At 65.8% G+C, this 14,925-nt stretch carries 12 protein-coding genes; 3 read left to right on the top strand and 9 right to left on the bottom strand.

What is annotated here, in order from left to right; genetic code table 11:
• Positions 1-17 precede the first annotated feature (17 nt).
• Positions 18-1,445 (bottom strand): rifampin monooxygenase, encoded by a 1,428-nt coding sequence (gene rox / locus ACQP1G_RS23030; RefSeq protein ID WP_433191620.1) that lies wholly within the window; start codon positions 1,443-1,445, stop codon positions 18-20.
• A 718-nt stretch (positions 1,446-2,163) separates the two neighbouring features.
• Here rox and ACQP1G_RS23025 point away from each other — a divergent pair.
• Positions 2,164-2,757, top strand: coding sequence for a TetR/AcrR family transcriptional regulator (locus ACQP1G_RS23025; RefSeq protein ID WP_433191619.1), 594 nt, complete (start codon positions 2,164-2,166; stop codon positions 2,755-2,757).
• A complete protein-coding gene (locus ACQP1G_RS23020; RefSeq protein ID WP_433191618.1) occupies positions 2,754-3,602 on the top strand; it encodes an alpha/beta fold hydrolase in 849 nt (282 codons plus the stop codon). Before ACQP1G_RS23025 ends, ACQP1G_RS23020 begins: the two co-directional genes overlap by 4 nt.
• A 196-nt stretch (positions 3,603-3,798) precedes the next feature.
• Here the strand turns inward: ACQP1G_RS23020 and ACQP1G_RS23015 are convergent, their stop codons facing one another.
• The 8 genes from ACQP1G_RS23015 to ACQP1G_RS22980 form a co-directional block, all read right to left on the bottom strand.
• Positions 3,799-4,377 carry a histone-like protein gene (locus ACQP1G_RS23015; RefSeq protein ID WP_433191617.1) on the bottom strand — a complete coding sequence of 193 codons (579 nt, stop codon included), beginning with the start codon at positions 4,375-4,377 and terminating at the stop codon, positions 3,799-3,801.
• A gap of 299 nt (positions 4,378-4,676) precedes the next feature.
• The gene (locus tag ACQP1G_RS23010; RefSeq protein ID WP_433207986.1) at positions 4,677-5,885 is read right to left on the bottom strand and encodes a DUF418 domain-containing protein; all 1,209 of its coding nucleotides are present in this window, start codon (positions 5,883-5,885) and stop codon (positions 4,677-4,679) included.
• Between the two features lie 101 nt (positions 5,886-5,986).
• Positions 5,987-6,754, bottom strand: coding sequence for a hypothetical protein (locus tag ACQP1G_RS23005; protein ID WP_433207983.1), 768 nt, complete (start codon positions 6,752-6,754; stop codon positions 5,987-5,989).
• 230 nt (positions 6,755-6,984) lie between these two features.
• Complete coding sequence (locus tag ACQP1G_RS23000; RefSeq protein WP_433207980.1) at positions 6,985-8,403, bottom strand: three-helix bundle dimerization domain-containing protein; 1,419 nt, start codon at positions 8,401-8,403, stop codon at positions 6,985-6,987.
• Positions 8,404-9,529: 1,126 nt separating this feature from the next.
• Positions 9,530-9,991: a hypothetical protein gene (locus tag ACQP1G_RS22995; RefSeq protein WP_433207977.1), complete on the bottom strand. Its 462-nt coding sequence runs from the start codon at positions 9,989-9,991 to the stop codon at positions 9,530-9,532.
• Positions 9,992-10,021: 30 nt separating this feature from the next.
• Complete coding sequence (locus ACQP1G_RS22990; RefSeq protein WP_433207974.1) at positions 10,022-11,440, bottom strand: S8 family serine peptidase; 1,419 nt, start codon at positions 11,438-11,440, stop codon at positions 10,022-10,024.
• A gap of 68 nt (positions 11,441-11,508) precedes the next feature.
• Entirely contained in the window at positions 11,509-12,105 is a 597-nt protein-coding gene (locus tag ACQP1G_RS22985) for an HdeD family acid-resistance protein (protein WP_433207971.1), read from the bottom strand.
• 88 nt (positions 12,106-12,193) lie between these two features.
• Entirely contained in the window at positions 12,194-12,802 is a 609-nt protein-coding gene (locus ACQP1G_RS22980; RefSeq protein ID WP_433207968.1) for a maltokinase N-terminal cap-like domain-containing protein, read from the bottom strand.
• A 1,033-nt stretch (positions 12,803-13,835) separates the two neighbouring features.
• Here ACQP1G_RS22980 and ACQP1G_RS22975 point away from each other — a divergent pair.
• Positions 13,836-14,870 (top strand): fatty acid desaturase family protein, encoded by a 1,035-nt coding sequence (locus tag ACQP1G_RS22975; protein WP_433207965.1) that lies wholly within the window; start codon positions 13,836-13,838, stop codon positions 14,868-14,870.
• The last annotated feature ends 55 nt before the right edge of the window (positions 14,871-14,925 follow it).

The following is a 14,925-nucleotide window of genomic DNA, read 5'->3' as shown; positions in this document are numbered from 1 at the left end:
GGACCGGAACTGCACGCTCAGCTGACGGCAGCACCGAACCATTTCGGGAGCTGGCTGAGCAGATCTTGCTGATCGTCACCGACCCACGCCACGTGGCCGTCCGGTCGTAGCAGCACCGCGGGCACGTCCAGTTCCGCACTGGCGTCGACTACGTGGTCGACCCGGTCCGCCCAGCCCGCCACCGAAAGCAGGCCGGTCTGGTCGAGCAGCAGTCCGCGGCCGCCGCGCATCAGCTCGTAGAGTCGCCCTCGCTCGAGACCTACGTCCCGTAGCCGCCTGCCGAGCAGTTCGTGACCTTCGCCGAAGTCGTAGCGGACCCCGATCGCGGTGATCTTCTCGATCAGGTACCGGTTCACGTCCTCGAAGTCCATCAGCTCCGACACCAGCCGGCGTACTGCCTGGGGCCCCGGCTCGAGAGCCAGCAGCTCCATCTGCGCGCGGGTGTTGATCAGCACGTCGGCGCCCACCGGATGCCGTTCGGTGTGGTAGCTGTCCAGCAGTCCCTCCGGTGCCCAGCCGTTGACCTCGGCGGCCATTTTCCAACCGAGGTTGAACGCATCCTGAATGCCGAGGTTGAGCCCCTGCCCGCCCGTCGGCGGGTGGATGTGCGCCGCATCGCCGGCCAGCAGCACCCGGCCGACCCGATAGCGCTCGGCCTGCCGGGTGGCATCGCCGAAACGGGACAGCCAGCGCGGTGAGTGCACGCCGAAGTCGGTGCCGGCGGTCGCCCGCAGCTGCTGCTTCAGCTCATCCAGAGTCGGCGGGACCGTGCGGTCCTCGGCCACCCCCGCGGCGGGCGCGCCGATGCGGTACACCCCGTCCCCGAGGGGTATGGCGCCGAACCGGAGCTGGGTCTTGCGGACTTCGGCCACCACGGCGTTCACTGTCTCCGGCGGCGCGGTCATCGCCACCTCGCCCAGCAGCGTGTCGACCCTGCTGGGCTCGCCGGGGAAGCCGACGCCGAGCAGCTTGCGCACCGTGCTGCGGCCACCGTCGCAGCCGACGAGGTAGCGCGAGCGCAGCTGGGTGCCGTCGGCCAGCTCGACGGTCACCGCGTCCTCGTTCTGGCTCAGCCCGACCAGTTCGCAGCTGCGCCGGATCTCGACGCCGAGTTCGGTGGCGTGCTCGGTCAGCAGCCGCTCGGTGATGGTCTGCGGGATTCCGAGGAGGTACGCATGGGCGGTGTCCAGCCGGTCGGGCTGCGGCTTGGAGATGCCGGCAAAGAAGCCGCCGACCGGGTACTGCTTGCCATGCGCGAGGAACTGCGCCAGCAAACCGCGCTGGTCCATCACCTCGATACTGCGCGCGTGCAGGCCGAGCGAGCGGACGATCCTGGTCGGCTCCGCGTCCTTCTCCAGCACGAGCGCGTGCACGCCGTGCAACCGCAACTCGCTGGCCAGCATCACCCCGGTCGGTCCGCCACCGGCAACGATCACGTCAATCATGAAAACCCCTCATTCGACAAGATTGCATTTCGACCAGCTGCTCCGCGCGTTCGGAACGGCGCGCGCACCCGCACTTCCGCGCCGAGCAACCGCACCCCGAGCCCATCGGCGGTTCGACGCCCCGCGCGACCCATACATCGCCAGAGCACGTGTACATCGGGAATCCCTGATTTCCGCAGGTTCTGACTTCGGCTGGACATTCTGCAGCACGACAGGGGTCTTGCCGCAAGGCCCCTGGTGCGCTATATGTTGAAAGTGGCAAGGGGTGTGCAACCTCCTTGCCCTTGCTTTTGTCGTCCGCTCTGGACGGACACTTTCCGTGCGAAGCCGCATGAGCCCTGGGCGGGAGCACGCCGGCGAGGACGCCAAAGTCGCGCCGACCGTCCCGGCCTCGGCCGGGTTCACCCCGCCGGACTCCGACACCCGGTGCGGTCGCGCACCGCGATCGACCGGCTCATCGGCCGCCGCGACATCCACGTGCACGGAGCAGCCACTGCTACGAAACCTGCTCTCGCTCAGACGAACTGCTCCGGGTCGATATCGAGAACCTCCACCTGGCCGGGCACTGCTGACCGGTGAAATTCCAAGGACGCCAAGCCCCGCTCCCGCCGCCGAGCACATCCTCGAATCCGTGGACTGGGGCCGCGCTGGCGCCAGGGTTGTTAAAACTAGGGGAACTAGGTTATAAACTAAGTACCCTAGCTTGAGCGGAGAGGCTATGTCACCACGCGCCGGGCTCACTGTCGACCGGATCACGCAGGCAGCAGCAGAACTGGCGGATGAGGTCGGCTTCGACAACATCACCGTGGCGGCGCTGGCAAGGAAGTTCGGCGTCAAGGATGCGAGCCTCTACTCGCACATCAGAAATCTCGAGGACTTGCGCACTCGTGTCGCCATGCTGGCCGCCGACGAGAAGACCAGCCGTATCGCCGCGGCGGTGGCCGGGCGCGCCGGACGGGACGCACTCGCCGCATTCGCCGACGAATGGCGCGCCTACGCATTGGCGCATCCGGGTCGCTATGCCGCCACGCAGATGCCGATGGACCCGAGCACCGCCGCCGACTGGACCGGCGGGCGGCGGGCGATAGATCTGACCTACGGGATGCTACGCGCCTATGGTCTCGACGAGCCCGATATCACCGACGCGGTTCGCCTGTTGCGCAGCACATTTCATGGATATGCCACCCTGGAGGCGAGCGGCGGCTTCGGCCACTCCCGGCCGCCGACCGCATCCTGGAACCGCATTGTCGACGCTTTGCACACCACTCTCACCCACTGGCCGTCGACCGACGAGAAGGCGAAAACTCAGTGAGAACAGAAACATTCGCCGTGCCGGGCGCCACCCTGTATTACGAGGTTCGGGGCAGTGGCCCGGTGCTGCTGTTACTACCGGGCAGCGGCGGCGACGCCGGAATTTTCGATCCGATCGCCGATACCCTCGCCCAGCACTTCACCGTCGTCGCCGCCGATCCGCGCGGCTACTCACGCAGCGTCCTGGACGATCCCGAACCCGTGGACCAGCGGGTCGAGGTATTCAGCGACGACGCGCACCGACTCCTCGAACACCTCACGCCCGCAGGCGAATACGCCTATGTCGCCGGCATCAGCGGCGGCGCGGTCGTCGCGCTCGACCTGCTCGCCCGCCATCCCGAACGACTGCGGCTGGTCCTCGCCCATGAGCCGCCGTGCTTCGCGATTCTTCCCGATGCGGATGCGCACCGGGCGATGGTCGAGGAGGTGGTCGAACTGTTCTATGAACAGGGCCCCGCTGCCGCAGGCGGGCGTTTCATGCAGGCCGTCGGCGTCACGTCCAAGCCGCTGCCCGATCCAGCGGAGGTCCCATCCCGCACCGCCGAGATGCTCGGCCGTCTCATGGCCAACACCCAGGTGATGTTCGCCCACGAACTGCGCCAGATCACCGCCTACCGCCCCGACACGACCGCACTCGCCGCCGTCCGGGATCGCCTCGTACTGGCAGCGGGACGGGAAACCCGTGGCCAACTCCCCTACCGCACCGCCGAAACCATCGCGAGCCAGCTACAGCACCCGCTCGTCGAATTTCCGGGCGGCCACAGCGGAGTCCGTGAAACCCCAACTGAATTCGCCCGTACGCTGCTCGAAACACTGACTGCCAGCGTCACCGCCACCGACCGCTGAACCGACCGCAAGGCGAAACCCGGTGTGACGGTAGAGGATGTCGACCCTCGCTGTCTTACCGGCGGGCAGTGGAACTCTTCGAAGACCACACCGACGACTTCAGCCGTGGCCCGTTCACGCCTGGCGAAACCGTTCTCCACCCGATTTCGGCGAGTGCTATCGCGACCGACTCTCACACCCCGTCACGCCGGGCCGCTCATCCTCGGTGCGGCGCTGTCCCCGCTGCGGCGAGGATCTTCTGGACGATGTCTTCCGGCAGTATTTCTTCGATCGCAGCCTGGATGTCGTCCTCGGTGATGGTCGTGCTTTGTTGTGCCGATGCTTTTTCGGATGCCTTTTCGTCGAGGAGTTCAAGAAAGTCGTCGAGGACCTTGCCGAGCTCGGCTTCGGCTTCCGGACTCCAGGTCACATCCGGATCGCTGTGCTCCAGTATGTCTCGGATGAACGCGTCATCGCTCGCATCGGATGGCGGCGGGTTCTGGCGGAGCGGTTGGTGAGAGTCCGCGGGAGGAGCACTCGGCGGGATATCTGCGCGCTCGGCGACGCGCTGCGCCGCGAGCAGAACATCCTGGTGTGCAACCGTTTTCCTTTTCGACTGGTTGGCGTAGACGACGGCACGGTCGAGGATATCCGTAATATACATCCTCGCGACATTGTTCACCTTTGCAAAAACTCCATCGGAGACGCGCTGCACACCTGAACGTTTCGCGAGCCTGCGGATAGCCGGGCGAGAAATACCCGCCTTGTTCCCCGAAGTCTTCTTCTGCTGGGACATCAGCACTCACGTCCTTCCTGTCATCAGGGGAGCGCCCGGCCCGACCCGGTCGGCAGACATACCGGGCAGCGAGCGGCGCCGAGCTTTGCGTGTGATATCAGAACGTAGAGCAACCGCGGGACTACCAAGATCATTCTCAGCGTCAAGGTAAGCGTGTGACCTGCACATACGCCGTTCCTAGGCGATTACTACCGGAACCCGAATCTAGAACACTAGCAACGGATTGCTGTCCGCGGGCCGTCTTCTTTCAGTTCCCTATGCGAAATTCCAGATCGGCCGATATGCCGCATAGTCACCACTCATTCCCGCGATACCGGAACATATTCCGGCCGACGCCATGCCGGAACCGACAGATACGTCGCTGCCCGCAAAACCCACTCCACCGGCCCATATGCATGACTGCGCAACCATCGCTCGCTGAGCACGATCTGCACCGCATAAGTCACCAGCGCGATCCCGATAACGCCCGCCGGCGGCACATCATCGGCGAGCGCGAAACCATAACCGGTATAGATCACCATCAACACCACCGACTGCAGAATGTAATTCGATGCCGCCATTCGACCGGCCGGTGCGAGCAGTGCGAGATACCGTGCGGCGCGCCCCGATTCGGTCAACATGATGATCCCGGCGATATAGGCGAAGGTCATGAACGGGTTCACCAATTCCTGGATCCCGCCCCAATACGGTGGTGGCTCGAGCCAGTCCATCACATTCGCGAAGGTTACTGCCGAGACCGGCAGCCCGACCGCCAGCCCGCCCACCAATACCCGAGGTGCCCAGCCGCGCAACATCTCCCGATCGGTGAACAACGTGCGTTTGCCCGCCGCCATCCCGATCAGGAACAATCCGAGCGCCGGAACGCCCTGGGTGAACCAGGTCAGGAGCATCCACCACGGCCCCTGTGACAACTGCATCGCGAAGGTGTCACCGAAGCTGCCCGTATACGCCTCATGCAACGCCAGCACGTCGAACACATCGGCAAGCGCCGCAACACCGCCGGAACTCGGCAGAAACGCCCATACCGACCACACTCCATACAACACCGCCCCACTGATAACCGCCGCCCGCGGCCCCAGCCACCGCAGCAGAATCAAGATCAGGCACAGGAACGCGTACAGAGTCAGAATGTCGCCGATCCACAGCACAAACACATGCGCCGATCCGATCACCATCAGCGCGGCACAGCGTCTCAGCAACCGCGGATTCGCCGAGACACCGGCGCGCTGCGCCGCCGCGATCTGCAGGGTGAACGAATAGCCGAACAGAAACGCGAACAGCAGATAGAACCGGCCCCCGAACAGCCCCTCCACCACGGCGTTCACCACATGGTCGGCCGTACCGTCGAAGCCGAGCCGCGGATCGTCGTCGGTCCCGGCGAACGACCAGATCAGTGTGGCGACATTGACATTCACGATGAGGATCCCGAAAAGCGCGAATCCCCGAAGTATGTCGACCTCGGCGATCCGTCGACCGGACGCTGGAGCGGACAGCACCGATTCGGACATGATCCGACGGTAAGCGGCCGCGCCGAACCGGGCGTCCTCCCCTCGGCCGATTCCCACCCTGATCCGATCCACCCCGAACCGCTACCTCCGGCGTATTGACATCACACCAGGTCGGCGACCTCCAGATAGATCTGCCGCTCGACCGCGATCTCGACGAGGAAGCCGCGCTCCCCACTTGCCGAGGCCGTCGCATGGAATGCGGCCACCGCGACCTCCCCGATCCGCAAACGCTGGCCGGTGAACTCGCGCTGTCCCAGAATGATCGGCTGTGCCCGCTCGAACTCGAACTCGGTGACATCGTCGGGCAACGGGAAGCCGAGCAGGTCGGTGACGCTGTCGGGGATGAGCCGAGCCGCGACGATCTGGTCGAAACTCGGACGCCGCGCGATCCGGTGCGCCAGATACATCTTGCCCGCCCTCCCGAAGCACAGATGGGTCAGCAACTCACCGGTGTGCAATGGATGCGGATCGAGTTCGGCGAAGGATACGACGTGGCGCACGGTAACGCCGACGTCGCGCGCGATCACGGTGCCGCGCCGATCCAGGTACCCGCGAATCAGATTGCCCCGGAATGTAGTTCGCGGACATTGCGCGCCCGGATCGAGTTCGGCGAGCGACAGGTCCGCCGGATCGAAGGCGTGGCAGCCGCCGAATCCGGCACGTCGGTCGGCGCCGAGCGCCCGGCGGCCGCGTTCATCCAGTTCGACATCGAGCAGCACCTGGAAGTCGTATGGCGCGAAGAACATCGGCCGATGCGAGAGATAGCAGTCGGTGCCGGTCCCGAAGACCACCATCCCGTGTGTACCCACCGTGGGCGCCGACCGCAGTAAACCGGCATGCACGGCCGTCTTGGTGAATATCCCACCCATGAGGAGGCTCCTTTCCTCCGTCCCCGACCCCCAGCCTGACCGGAACACGCCCCCCTTGCCACGAGTGTCCGGCTACCCGAATCCCCCGACCCCCGCTACTCGACCTCCGTCATTCGATATGTCCGCTTTGTACTCCACGATCCCCCCGTCGGGCCGACTGGGCAATCGGTCATGACCTGGACATGGGGGTCGCCGGTAAATGCCCTGGGCAAGGGCCTGCGGACCTGGCGTTAGTTGTAGGTCTTGGTGACGCCGTCGAGGAGGTGTTCGAGGGTGTCGTTGGTCGGGGTGTCGATCACGTCGATCACATCGGTGGCCACCGGAACGTGGTTGTCGGCGGTGACCTTGGCGAACTGGGTGGGATCGCTGGTGCGGAAGCCGTGCTCGGCGGCCAGTCGCTGCAGGTCCGGGTCGGTGACCAGCAGGCGGCCGATGCGATCGCCGGAGGCGGTCAGCGGCACCAGGGTGTGCTGGGAGAGCACGGTCGGGGACGGGTAGGCCAGCACCATGCCGGGCGTGATCTGCCCGCGCACGGTCGCCTCGACGAATTGCGACTCGTAGATCCAGACCATCGGCGTCGGTCCCATGCCCGCCGAAAGGTATTCGCGAAATGGCCCTTCGGTGGAATTCTCCGTGTACCCCTGCCGCACGAACAGCCGCGATACTGTGGGCAGCACCGACTGTTCGGCCGCCGGGCCCTGCACGATGGTGTTGTCGTTGGCGACGTGGCTGGCAATGGCCAGGTACATGGCCGCGGAATTCGAGGTGCGCGGATCGGTCGTTGACACCAGGATGTTCTTGTGCACCGGGTACACGGTGTTGCCGGGCAGCTTGTCCCACTCCACGTCATTGCGCACGAGTTCGAGGTATCGGGCGATGTCGAAGGTCGACACCGGCCCCGGACGCAGCACACCGGCCGCGGTCAGCAGATCCGCGATCGGTTGGAAGGTCGCGATCGCCATGGGCGAGGAGAACGGCGTGTACTTCGTGCTGATATTGCGTGCCCGCTGAATCCGTTCGGCCGCTGGCGCACTGGACGGGAAGGCGAAGTCGTATTTCCCGAGGTCGATCGAGGTCGCGATCTGGCGCGACCCCGCCGGATCGACCGCCGCTTTCACGCCATTGCGGGCGAGTGCCTCCACGACGCGCGGATCTTCGAAGAACGCCATCTTCTCCGAGCCGACCACGCCGCGCACTGTGGTCACCCCGGGCGCCGCCGCGCCGGCCGCGATGGGTTGGTCGGGCTGGCGCACGGCGAATCCGACGACCAGGGCGAGGACCAGGACGACGACGGCGGCGGCCAGTGCCATCAACCGCTTATCGGCGACGAGCTTACCGGCGCCGGACCCGACGATCCGGCGTATCGCGTTGGCTTGTGTCCCCGTATTTCCCCGAACGGCAATACTTTTCGCCCCAGTTCCGGCGGCGGATGCGATATCGCTTCCGCCTTCGACGACGGATGCCGCCGCCAACTCCCGGCGTGCGATCCGCTCGATGAGAATCGGGACGAACTCGCGCACCGGATGCCCCGCGAACCGCTGCCGCGCCGTCGCCACCACGGTCTCGACCTGCTCAGTCGGGTAGTCGTCGACCAAGCGATCGGTCAACCGCTGAATAGCCTGCTCTTCGCGGACAGTAACGACACCCACCACAGTCTCCTCGGCGTCACATCGGTCTCCGGTTGCGACGGCACTCACCCCTGCCGCGCCGCCGAACCCTACCCAAAATCTTCCGCCCACCCGCACCGCCGCCACCCCCCATCGGTGGCGAGCGAATCCCACTTCGACTGTGCCGCTAAGGATCTGCCACGGGCGGGTATCCACGTCTCTGCCCAGGTCAGCGCGAAATCGCGGCCCGAAAGGCCGATCGTCCACGAGTGGCCCGCCCCGCGACAGACGAGAACTCCGGCCCGAACTCGCGCCGAAAGTTCCATGCGCCGTTCACCTTTCGCCACCCCACGTTGTCCACATGTTTCCACGACACCCGGGCGCCGCCCTGTCACCGCGGCACCGGAATCCCAGTCGCGCACAACAATCCGGCGGCAGCAACCGAGCCGGGCCAACAGCCGCCGTCTCGACGGCGTCCTGGCACGTCCGCGACGGGGCGACTCGGGAAGCTATCCGCGGTAGTGGGTCGGAGGTCGGTCGATGGGGCAGGTTCGGACGCGTCCGATGCCAGTGAGCGACGCGGTACGGATCTGCTTGGCGACGATCACCGTGCCCAATACCGAGCGACGTATGCGGCGGCACTGGATCGGTTGGTGGCCGAGTTCGGGGCGGACGCGAAGGTGGCGCTGCTGGAATAGGGAGCCGGATCGGGTAAGCGGCTGGTTCGCGTTCGTGTGGGGCGGTAAATCGCACCGGCTGCGACGCTCCCGGTCGACACATACGGCCGAAGAAAGGCGCGGCGACGCCGGTATTGACGCTGTCCGGCCAGACGTCGGTGCGAAGCCTGGCCGATACCGAGCGAGTGTCCGACGAAGGGTTTAGCGCGCCGATATCGAGCCGACAGCGACCCGTCCGCGCGTCGCCGCGGCGGCCGATGGGACGAAATGGTGGATGTTTGTGCGCCCGGTCGTCCACAGTGTGGTCGATCGTTCGACGCGTTCCGGGTCACTGCATCAATAGGGCATGTGGGTGGTCGGGCGACACCGGGCAGACGCGGGCACGGGTACATAGTCCGTGCCGTTTTGCACGGCGGGAGGTTCCGGTGGGTCGGTGAGGATGTCGGTGACCGTGGCGGCGGACCGCCAGAACATCGCGGTCTTGGGCATGCCTACGGCCTCGGGTCGGAGTCGTGGTCGAGCGGGCACCACAACACCTGCAGCAGGTCCGCCCCCGCGGGTGGACGCAAACCGGGCACGTCACGCACGAACAGTTGCGCGACCGGCAGCATCGCAATCGGACCTTTCGGCAACCGGACAGTTCTGTCCAGCCCGTCGAGGATTTCCCGCTCCTGTGGGGTCAGAGCCCTGTCGTAACGGCCGGCATGGATCCACCGTTCCAACCTGGCGTCCGCCGGGGACATCAACTCCTCCGGGGAGTTCGAGTAGGGACTCCAGCCCGCCTGGTCGTGGGGGCCGGGGCAGCTCGGCCATGGCTCGCTCGCCGGCCACAGCATCGGTCCGCCAACCGAGCTGTCGTACGGCGTAGGCGTTCCGGGGCGTTTTCGCCACGCACACCAGTAGCCCACGAAGCCGGACACGGCGACGGTCACCATGGCCAGCGCCGGATTCACATCAGTCGCACCACGCCACGCGTCCCGGATTCACGGTGCGATCATGGCCCGGATGTCGGGCAGATTCCCGATCCGCTGGGTTGCGGGCCGTCCCGGCGCGTCCGCTTGGGGTGAGCCGGTGGCGCGCAGCCGGGCCCGCACTTCGGCCGGGGTCTTACGTCCGGCGGCCGCCGCGGCGAGTCCCTGGTAGCTGGCGACCGAGCCGACGACGATCGGGGATGCGCTCGAGGTCCCACTGAAAGTGTCGGTGTACCAGTAGTCTTCGTCCGTGCCGCCCTGTAGGTCGCCGTATCCTGTGGTGGTCACCTCGAGGCCCCAACCCTGCGCATCGACGCGGGATCCGTAGTTGGAGAATGCGAGCCGTGAGCGCGCGGGGCCGTGATCGCGGCCGTGGAATCCCGGCGGCGGGGCGCCCGCACCGACCAGGATCGCGCCGGAATCGACCGCGCCGCCACGGAACGGGTTGCGCCAGGAAGACGGGAAGTCGGCGGGCCGGGTGTCGTAGAGCGCGCTGTCCAGGTCCTCGGCACCGTTGCCCGCGGCCCCGACCACGATGACGCCGCGCCCGATGGCATAGCGGATCGCGGCCCAGTCGTCGGGCCACCATTCGATCGCGATGTATCCCGCCTGGTCCGAACGGTTCTGGTAGTTGTAGTGCGGTCCGGGCCGGTGCAGTTCGAGCAGGATGATGTCGCCGGCGCCGAGTGCGTCGGCGGCGGTGCGGATGGCGGCGGCGGAGCCCGCGTCGAAGACCGAGACCGCGCGGATGGCGGCGTCGGCGGCGATGCCGGTGATACCGAAAGTGTTGACGTCACCGCTGATCTCACCGGCCACCGCGGTGCCGTGATTGCGCCACCCCGCATCCGCCGACGGCGCATTACCGATCACCCCGCCCTGGTTCGCCAACAGGTCCTCGTGGGTGAATCGCCACGCGCCCTCCACGTCCACGATGCGCACACCCGCGCCGCGACCGCCGGGTCGGGTCCAAGCCCAGCGCGCGTTCACGCCCTGTGGCGCGGCGTCCAGATATCCTTGCCGGGCTTCGTAATTCGGCGTAACCGGTGGTGCGTCCTCGAGTCGACGGGCCGCGATATCGGCCAGGACGACCGGTGGTGCGATCGGCGGCTCGGCGGGCGGTTTGACGTAGGCCGCCTCGACCGCATCATCGGCACGCAGCCGATCCGCGACCGCCTCGAGTTCCGCTCCGACGCCCCGCACCGCGAAATAGTTCAGATACTCCGCACCGACCGGCTCCTGATCGGTGCCAGCGATCCGCTGCGGCAGCCGATCGGCGGGCCCGAAGATCCGCACCGGCGCACCGCCTTCCGGTAACAACTCGACCAGACGCGACTGCGCCGCGAGACTCTCGCGCACCGCATTCGGATCGATACCCGCCCGGGCACCGTGGGTGACAACGATCAGTTCCGAACCACTTGCCGTGGGTGCCATGCCCGACAGTTAACCCGCCCGATGATCTTCGCGCCACCGAAACCGCGCCAACGCGGTTGTGCGCCAACTCAGTTCGGCGAGGCCGGAATACGCGCCGCCCGCGGGACCGGGACGACCTCGCCGCGGCCGCGAGCAACGGTGAGGACTTCCAGCACGCCGATCACGATCGCGCAGCCACCGGCCGCCATGCCCAGCATGTCGACGGAATCGAAGGGCAACGCGATCATGACAATTCCGACGAACATGGTCAGCAGGCCGAACACCTCTTGCCAGCCACTCTCGGGCAACTCGTCGGCCCAGACGGCGACGGTGGCTTGCGCGATGCCTCGGACGGCCCAGCCCAGGCCGATCCACACCGCCAGTAGCAGTACCGAGTTCGTGCCACGCAGCGACAACACGGCCAGCGCGACCGAGGCGACGCCGCTGAAGAACACGAAGGTCCGCAGCGCGGCCGAGAATCGAGAACCCATCGCGATGATCAGCTGTAGCGCACCACTCAATAGGAGATAGAGACCGAACAACAGTTCCGCGGTCGCGTCGGTCTTGTCCGGCCATACAGCGATCAGCACCCCGAGCACCACCGAGCAGATGCCCGCGACCAACACCGCCTGCCGCGCCTCTCCGACAAGGGAACCCCCACGACCCGCACTCTCGTTTTCGGGCATAGCTCCATAGTATGGCCCGAGAATGCGGATAGCCGAATGTTTGCGTTAGACGCGCGGAATCCCGATATCTTTCCGACGGGCTCTGGGCTCATGCCCCGATCGCGAGGACCACGCCACGGGCGGTGGAGCCGTCGCCGAGTTGCCACGGCACGGCCACCTGAGCGCGGGCCGCACTCGTGCCCACAGAGTCGGAGACCCAGCGTGAAATAACGATCGTACCGCCGTTCACAGTGATATCGGTGTGCGACAGCCCATCGTTGGTCGAGACGAGTTCGCTTGCGGCATAGGCGAATTCACCCACCGTGACAATGACCGACGGATCCGGGGTATCGCTCTCGCTCTGCGCCTGCGCCCGCACTCGCCCGGCCAGCAGTGCAACAACCTGCGCGACTGCCACCGGATCCCGGGTTCCGTCATAGATCCATCGCTGCCCGAGCACCCCGTGCATCGAGGTGCCGATGAGTGCGTCATCGGCACCGTCGAGTGGCGCGCCACGGTAGGTCAGCGGCAGGTGGTAGGTGAGTGCCTCCGGCCCTGCGCCATCGGTCACCAGCATGAATTCGATGCCGACCGTGCCCGCCGGATCGTCGAGTCGGAAGCCACCGACCTTGGTCAGCTCCGGTGTGCGCCCACTGTCTGGATACCAGCGCCGGGTCGGCAACCAAGCGGTGAGCAGTTCGAGCTTGTCGGGAGACATGGTCGTGTGGTGGATGACAGCCATGGGGCACACTAACCCTCGGCGGCAGCGGACGACGTTACGCGGCTTGGAGTTCGGGGGTGCGTGCGACGGCCCGCCAGAGCTCAGCCGCGATCCACCCTACGATCCGATGGCTGCCGCACCGGCCGCATCGAAGACTTCGGAATCACCGCAGCGCTGCTCGGATCGGCCGGCTGAACGAGTACCGAGACCCATCCTCACCTTGCCCGGATCGAGTGCACAGTAATGCCGCTGGATTTCGATTGCGGTTCGTCCTTGCCTGCAGGCACTCTCGCATCGTGATCGATGTGCGGTCAGCGAGTTCGGGCGATCGGGACGTGCCGCGCGGCGGGTGCGAAAGATCAACCGTGCGTTGGCGAAGCTGTCCCCGCACGCGCATCCGGAGTTGGATTTCGAGGGCCATTCGAGCAGTTGGCGACCACCGAATGATTGGCGAGTTCGGCAGCATAGTGCGCCGGTCCACCTCCGTGTATCGTCCGAATTCATGGGTGACCTGGCAGGTGACCCCGCACCGACAAGCGGCCGGTTGTACTCACCACTGTTGGCGGTACGCAGTTCGAGCCAGTTGATAGCGTGAATGCCGGTCGGACAGACTGCTTCGGCGTACGCGACTAGGAGGTGGGTTGCCGCCTTACGGGTCAGGCCGAGCCGAATATTTCGGTGGCATCCGTATAGATGTACGTATGCCGAAACCACCTCCTTCGCGCGCCCTCAAAAACCGCCTCTGACGGTGGAGTCGAAGCGCTCATGCGAGCCGCTTCGGAGTCGCCCTGTCCAAAAGTTCCCCTGGGGTCCACCCAACACAAAATGGTCCGGCTCCAAGCCGGGCATTTTGTCGGTTCCGACAATGGTCACCAACGTTCACATGCACCGGTAGGTAGTCTCCGGAGCCCGTGGTGGTTTCCGGACCGGCGACAGCGGATGCTGCTGTCGGCATGGTTGTCATGCAGATGTGTCACCGATCCGCGACCCTGTTCACCTAGTCGTGGTGTCCATACGACATGCTGGTTCCGTGGTAGTTGCGTCTGATGTCGTCCCGGTGCGTGGCAGTGAGTACTCGGTTTTGTTGCGTCGGATCCGGGAGGCGGATCTGTTGGACCGGCAGTTGCGGTACTACGGGTGGAAGAGTGCGATGACCGCAGGGGCGTTCGTCGCCGGGTGGGCGGCATTCTTCGTCATCGGTGATTCGTGGTGGCAGCTGGGTGTCGGGGTGTTCCTGGCCGCGGTGTTCTCGCAGATCGCGTTCTTGGGGCATGACGCCGGGCACAAGCAGATCTTCGCTTCCCGGCGAGCCAATTACCTCTACGGTGTGATCGCCGGCAACCTCGGTATCGGGCTGAGCATCGGCTGGTGGACCAGCAATCACAACAGGCACCACGCCCACCCCAACACCGAGGGTGCAGATCCCGACGTCATGGGAATCCTCGCCCATTCCAGCGACCGCGCACGAGAAGGCAGGGGTATCCGTCGGCTGATCTTCCGCTACCAGGCCTGGCTGTTCTTCCCGATGTTGTTGCTCGAAGGCGGCAGCTTGCACTACGCGAGCGTCCGGGCTGTGTTTCGCTGGCCGATCCCCAATCGCGTCTGGGAGGGTGCGCTGCTCGCTGCGCACGGTGTCGGGTACCTCTCCGCGGTGTTCCTGGTCCTGTCGCCGGGTAAAGCGTTGGCGTTCATCGCTGTTCAGCAGGGTCTGTTCGGGTTGTACATGGGCTGCACGTTCGCCCCCAACCACAAGGGGATGGAAGTTCTGCCTGAAGGCGACAACACCGACTTCCTGCGCAGACAGGTGCTCACCTCACGCAATGTCCGCGGCGGCTTTCTCGTCGACACCGCCCTGGGCGGCCTCAACTATCAGATCGAGCACCACCTGTTCCCGTCGATGCCCCGCGCCAACCTGCGGCGAGCCCAGCCGATGGTCGCCCAATTCTGCGCCGAGATCGGCGTGCCCTACTGCGAGACGAGCCTTGTCGAGTCCTACGTCCAAGCGCTGAGCCACCTCAACGACGTCGGGCGCCAGACCTCGACGACACCTCAACCGGTCGAGTAGTGCACTCCCGTCTGTCATAGCCGAGGATCCGTAGGCACCCGATTCCGTATCGCAC

It is taken from the genome of Nocardia sp. CA-107356 (assembly GCF_050946365.1).
GTDB lineage: Bacteria > Actinomycetota > Actinomycetes > Mycobacteriales > Mycobacteriaceae > Nocardia.
Note: the sequence above shows the minus strand (reverse complement) of the source record. Positions and strands in the feature narration are given on the sequence as shown.

Coding starts and splice junctions, on each gene's coding strand:
- rox (WP_433191620.1), bottom strand. CDS start 1,445: ATGATTGACGTGATCGTTGCCGGTGGCGGACCGACCGGGGTGATGCTG.
- ACQP1G_RS23025 (WP_433191619.1), top strand. CDS start 2,164: ATGTCACCACGCGCCGGGCTCACTGTCGACCGGATCACGCAGGCAGCA.
- ACQP1G_RS23015 (WP_433191617.1), bottom strand. CDS start 4,377: ATGTCCCAGCAGAAGAAGACTTCGGGGAACAAGGCGGGTATTTCTCGC.
- ACQP1G_RS23010 (WP_433207986.1), bottom strand. CDS start 5,885: ATGTCCGAATCGGTGCTGTCCGCTCCAGCGTCCGGTCGACGGATCGCC.
- ACQP1G_RS23005 (WP_433207983.1), bottom strand. CDS start 6,754: ATGGGTGGGATATTCACCAAGACGGCCGTGCATGCCGGTTTACTGCGG.
- ACQP1G_RS22990 (WP_433207974.1), bottom strand. CDS start 11,440: ATGGCACCCACGGCAAGTGGTTCGGAACTGATCGTTGTCACCCACGGT.
- ACQP1G_RS22985 (WP_433207971.1), bottom strand. CDS start 12,105: ATGCCCGAAAACGAGAGTGCGGGTCGTGGGGGTTCCCTTGTCGGAGAG.
- ACQP1G_RS22980 (WP_433207968.1), bottom strand. CDS start 12,802: ATGTCTCCCGACAAGCTCGAACTGCTCACCGCTTGGTTGCCGACCCGG.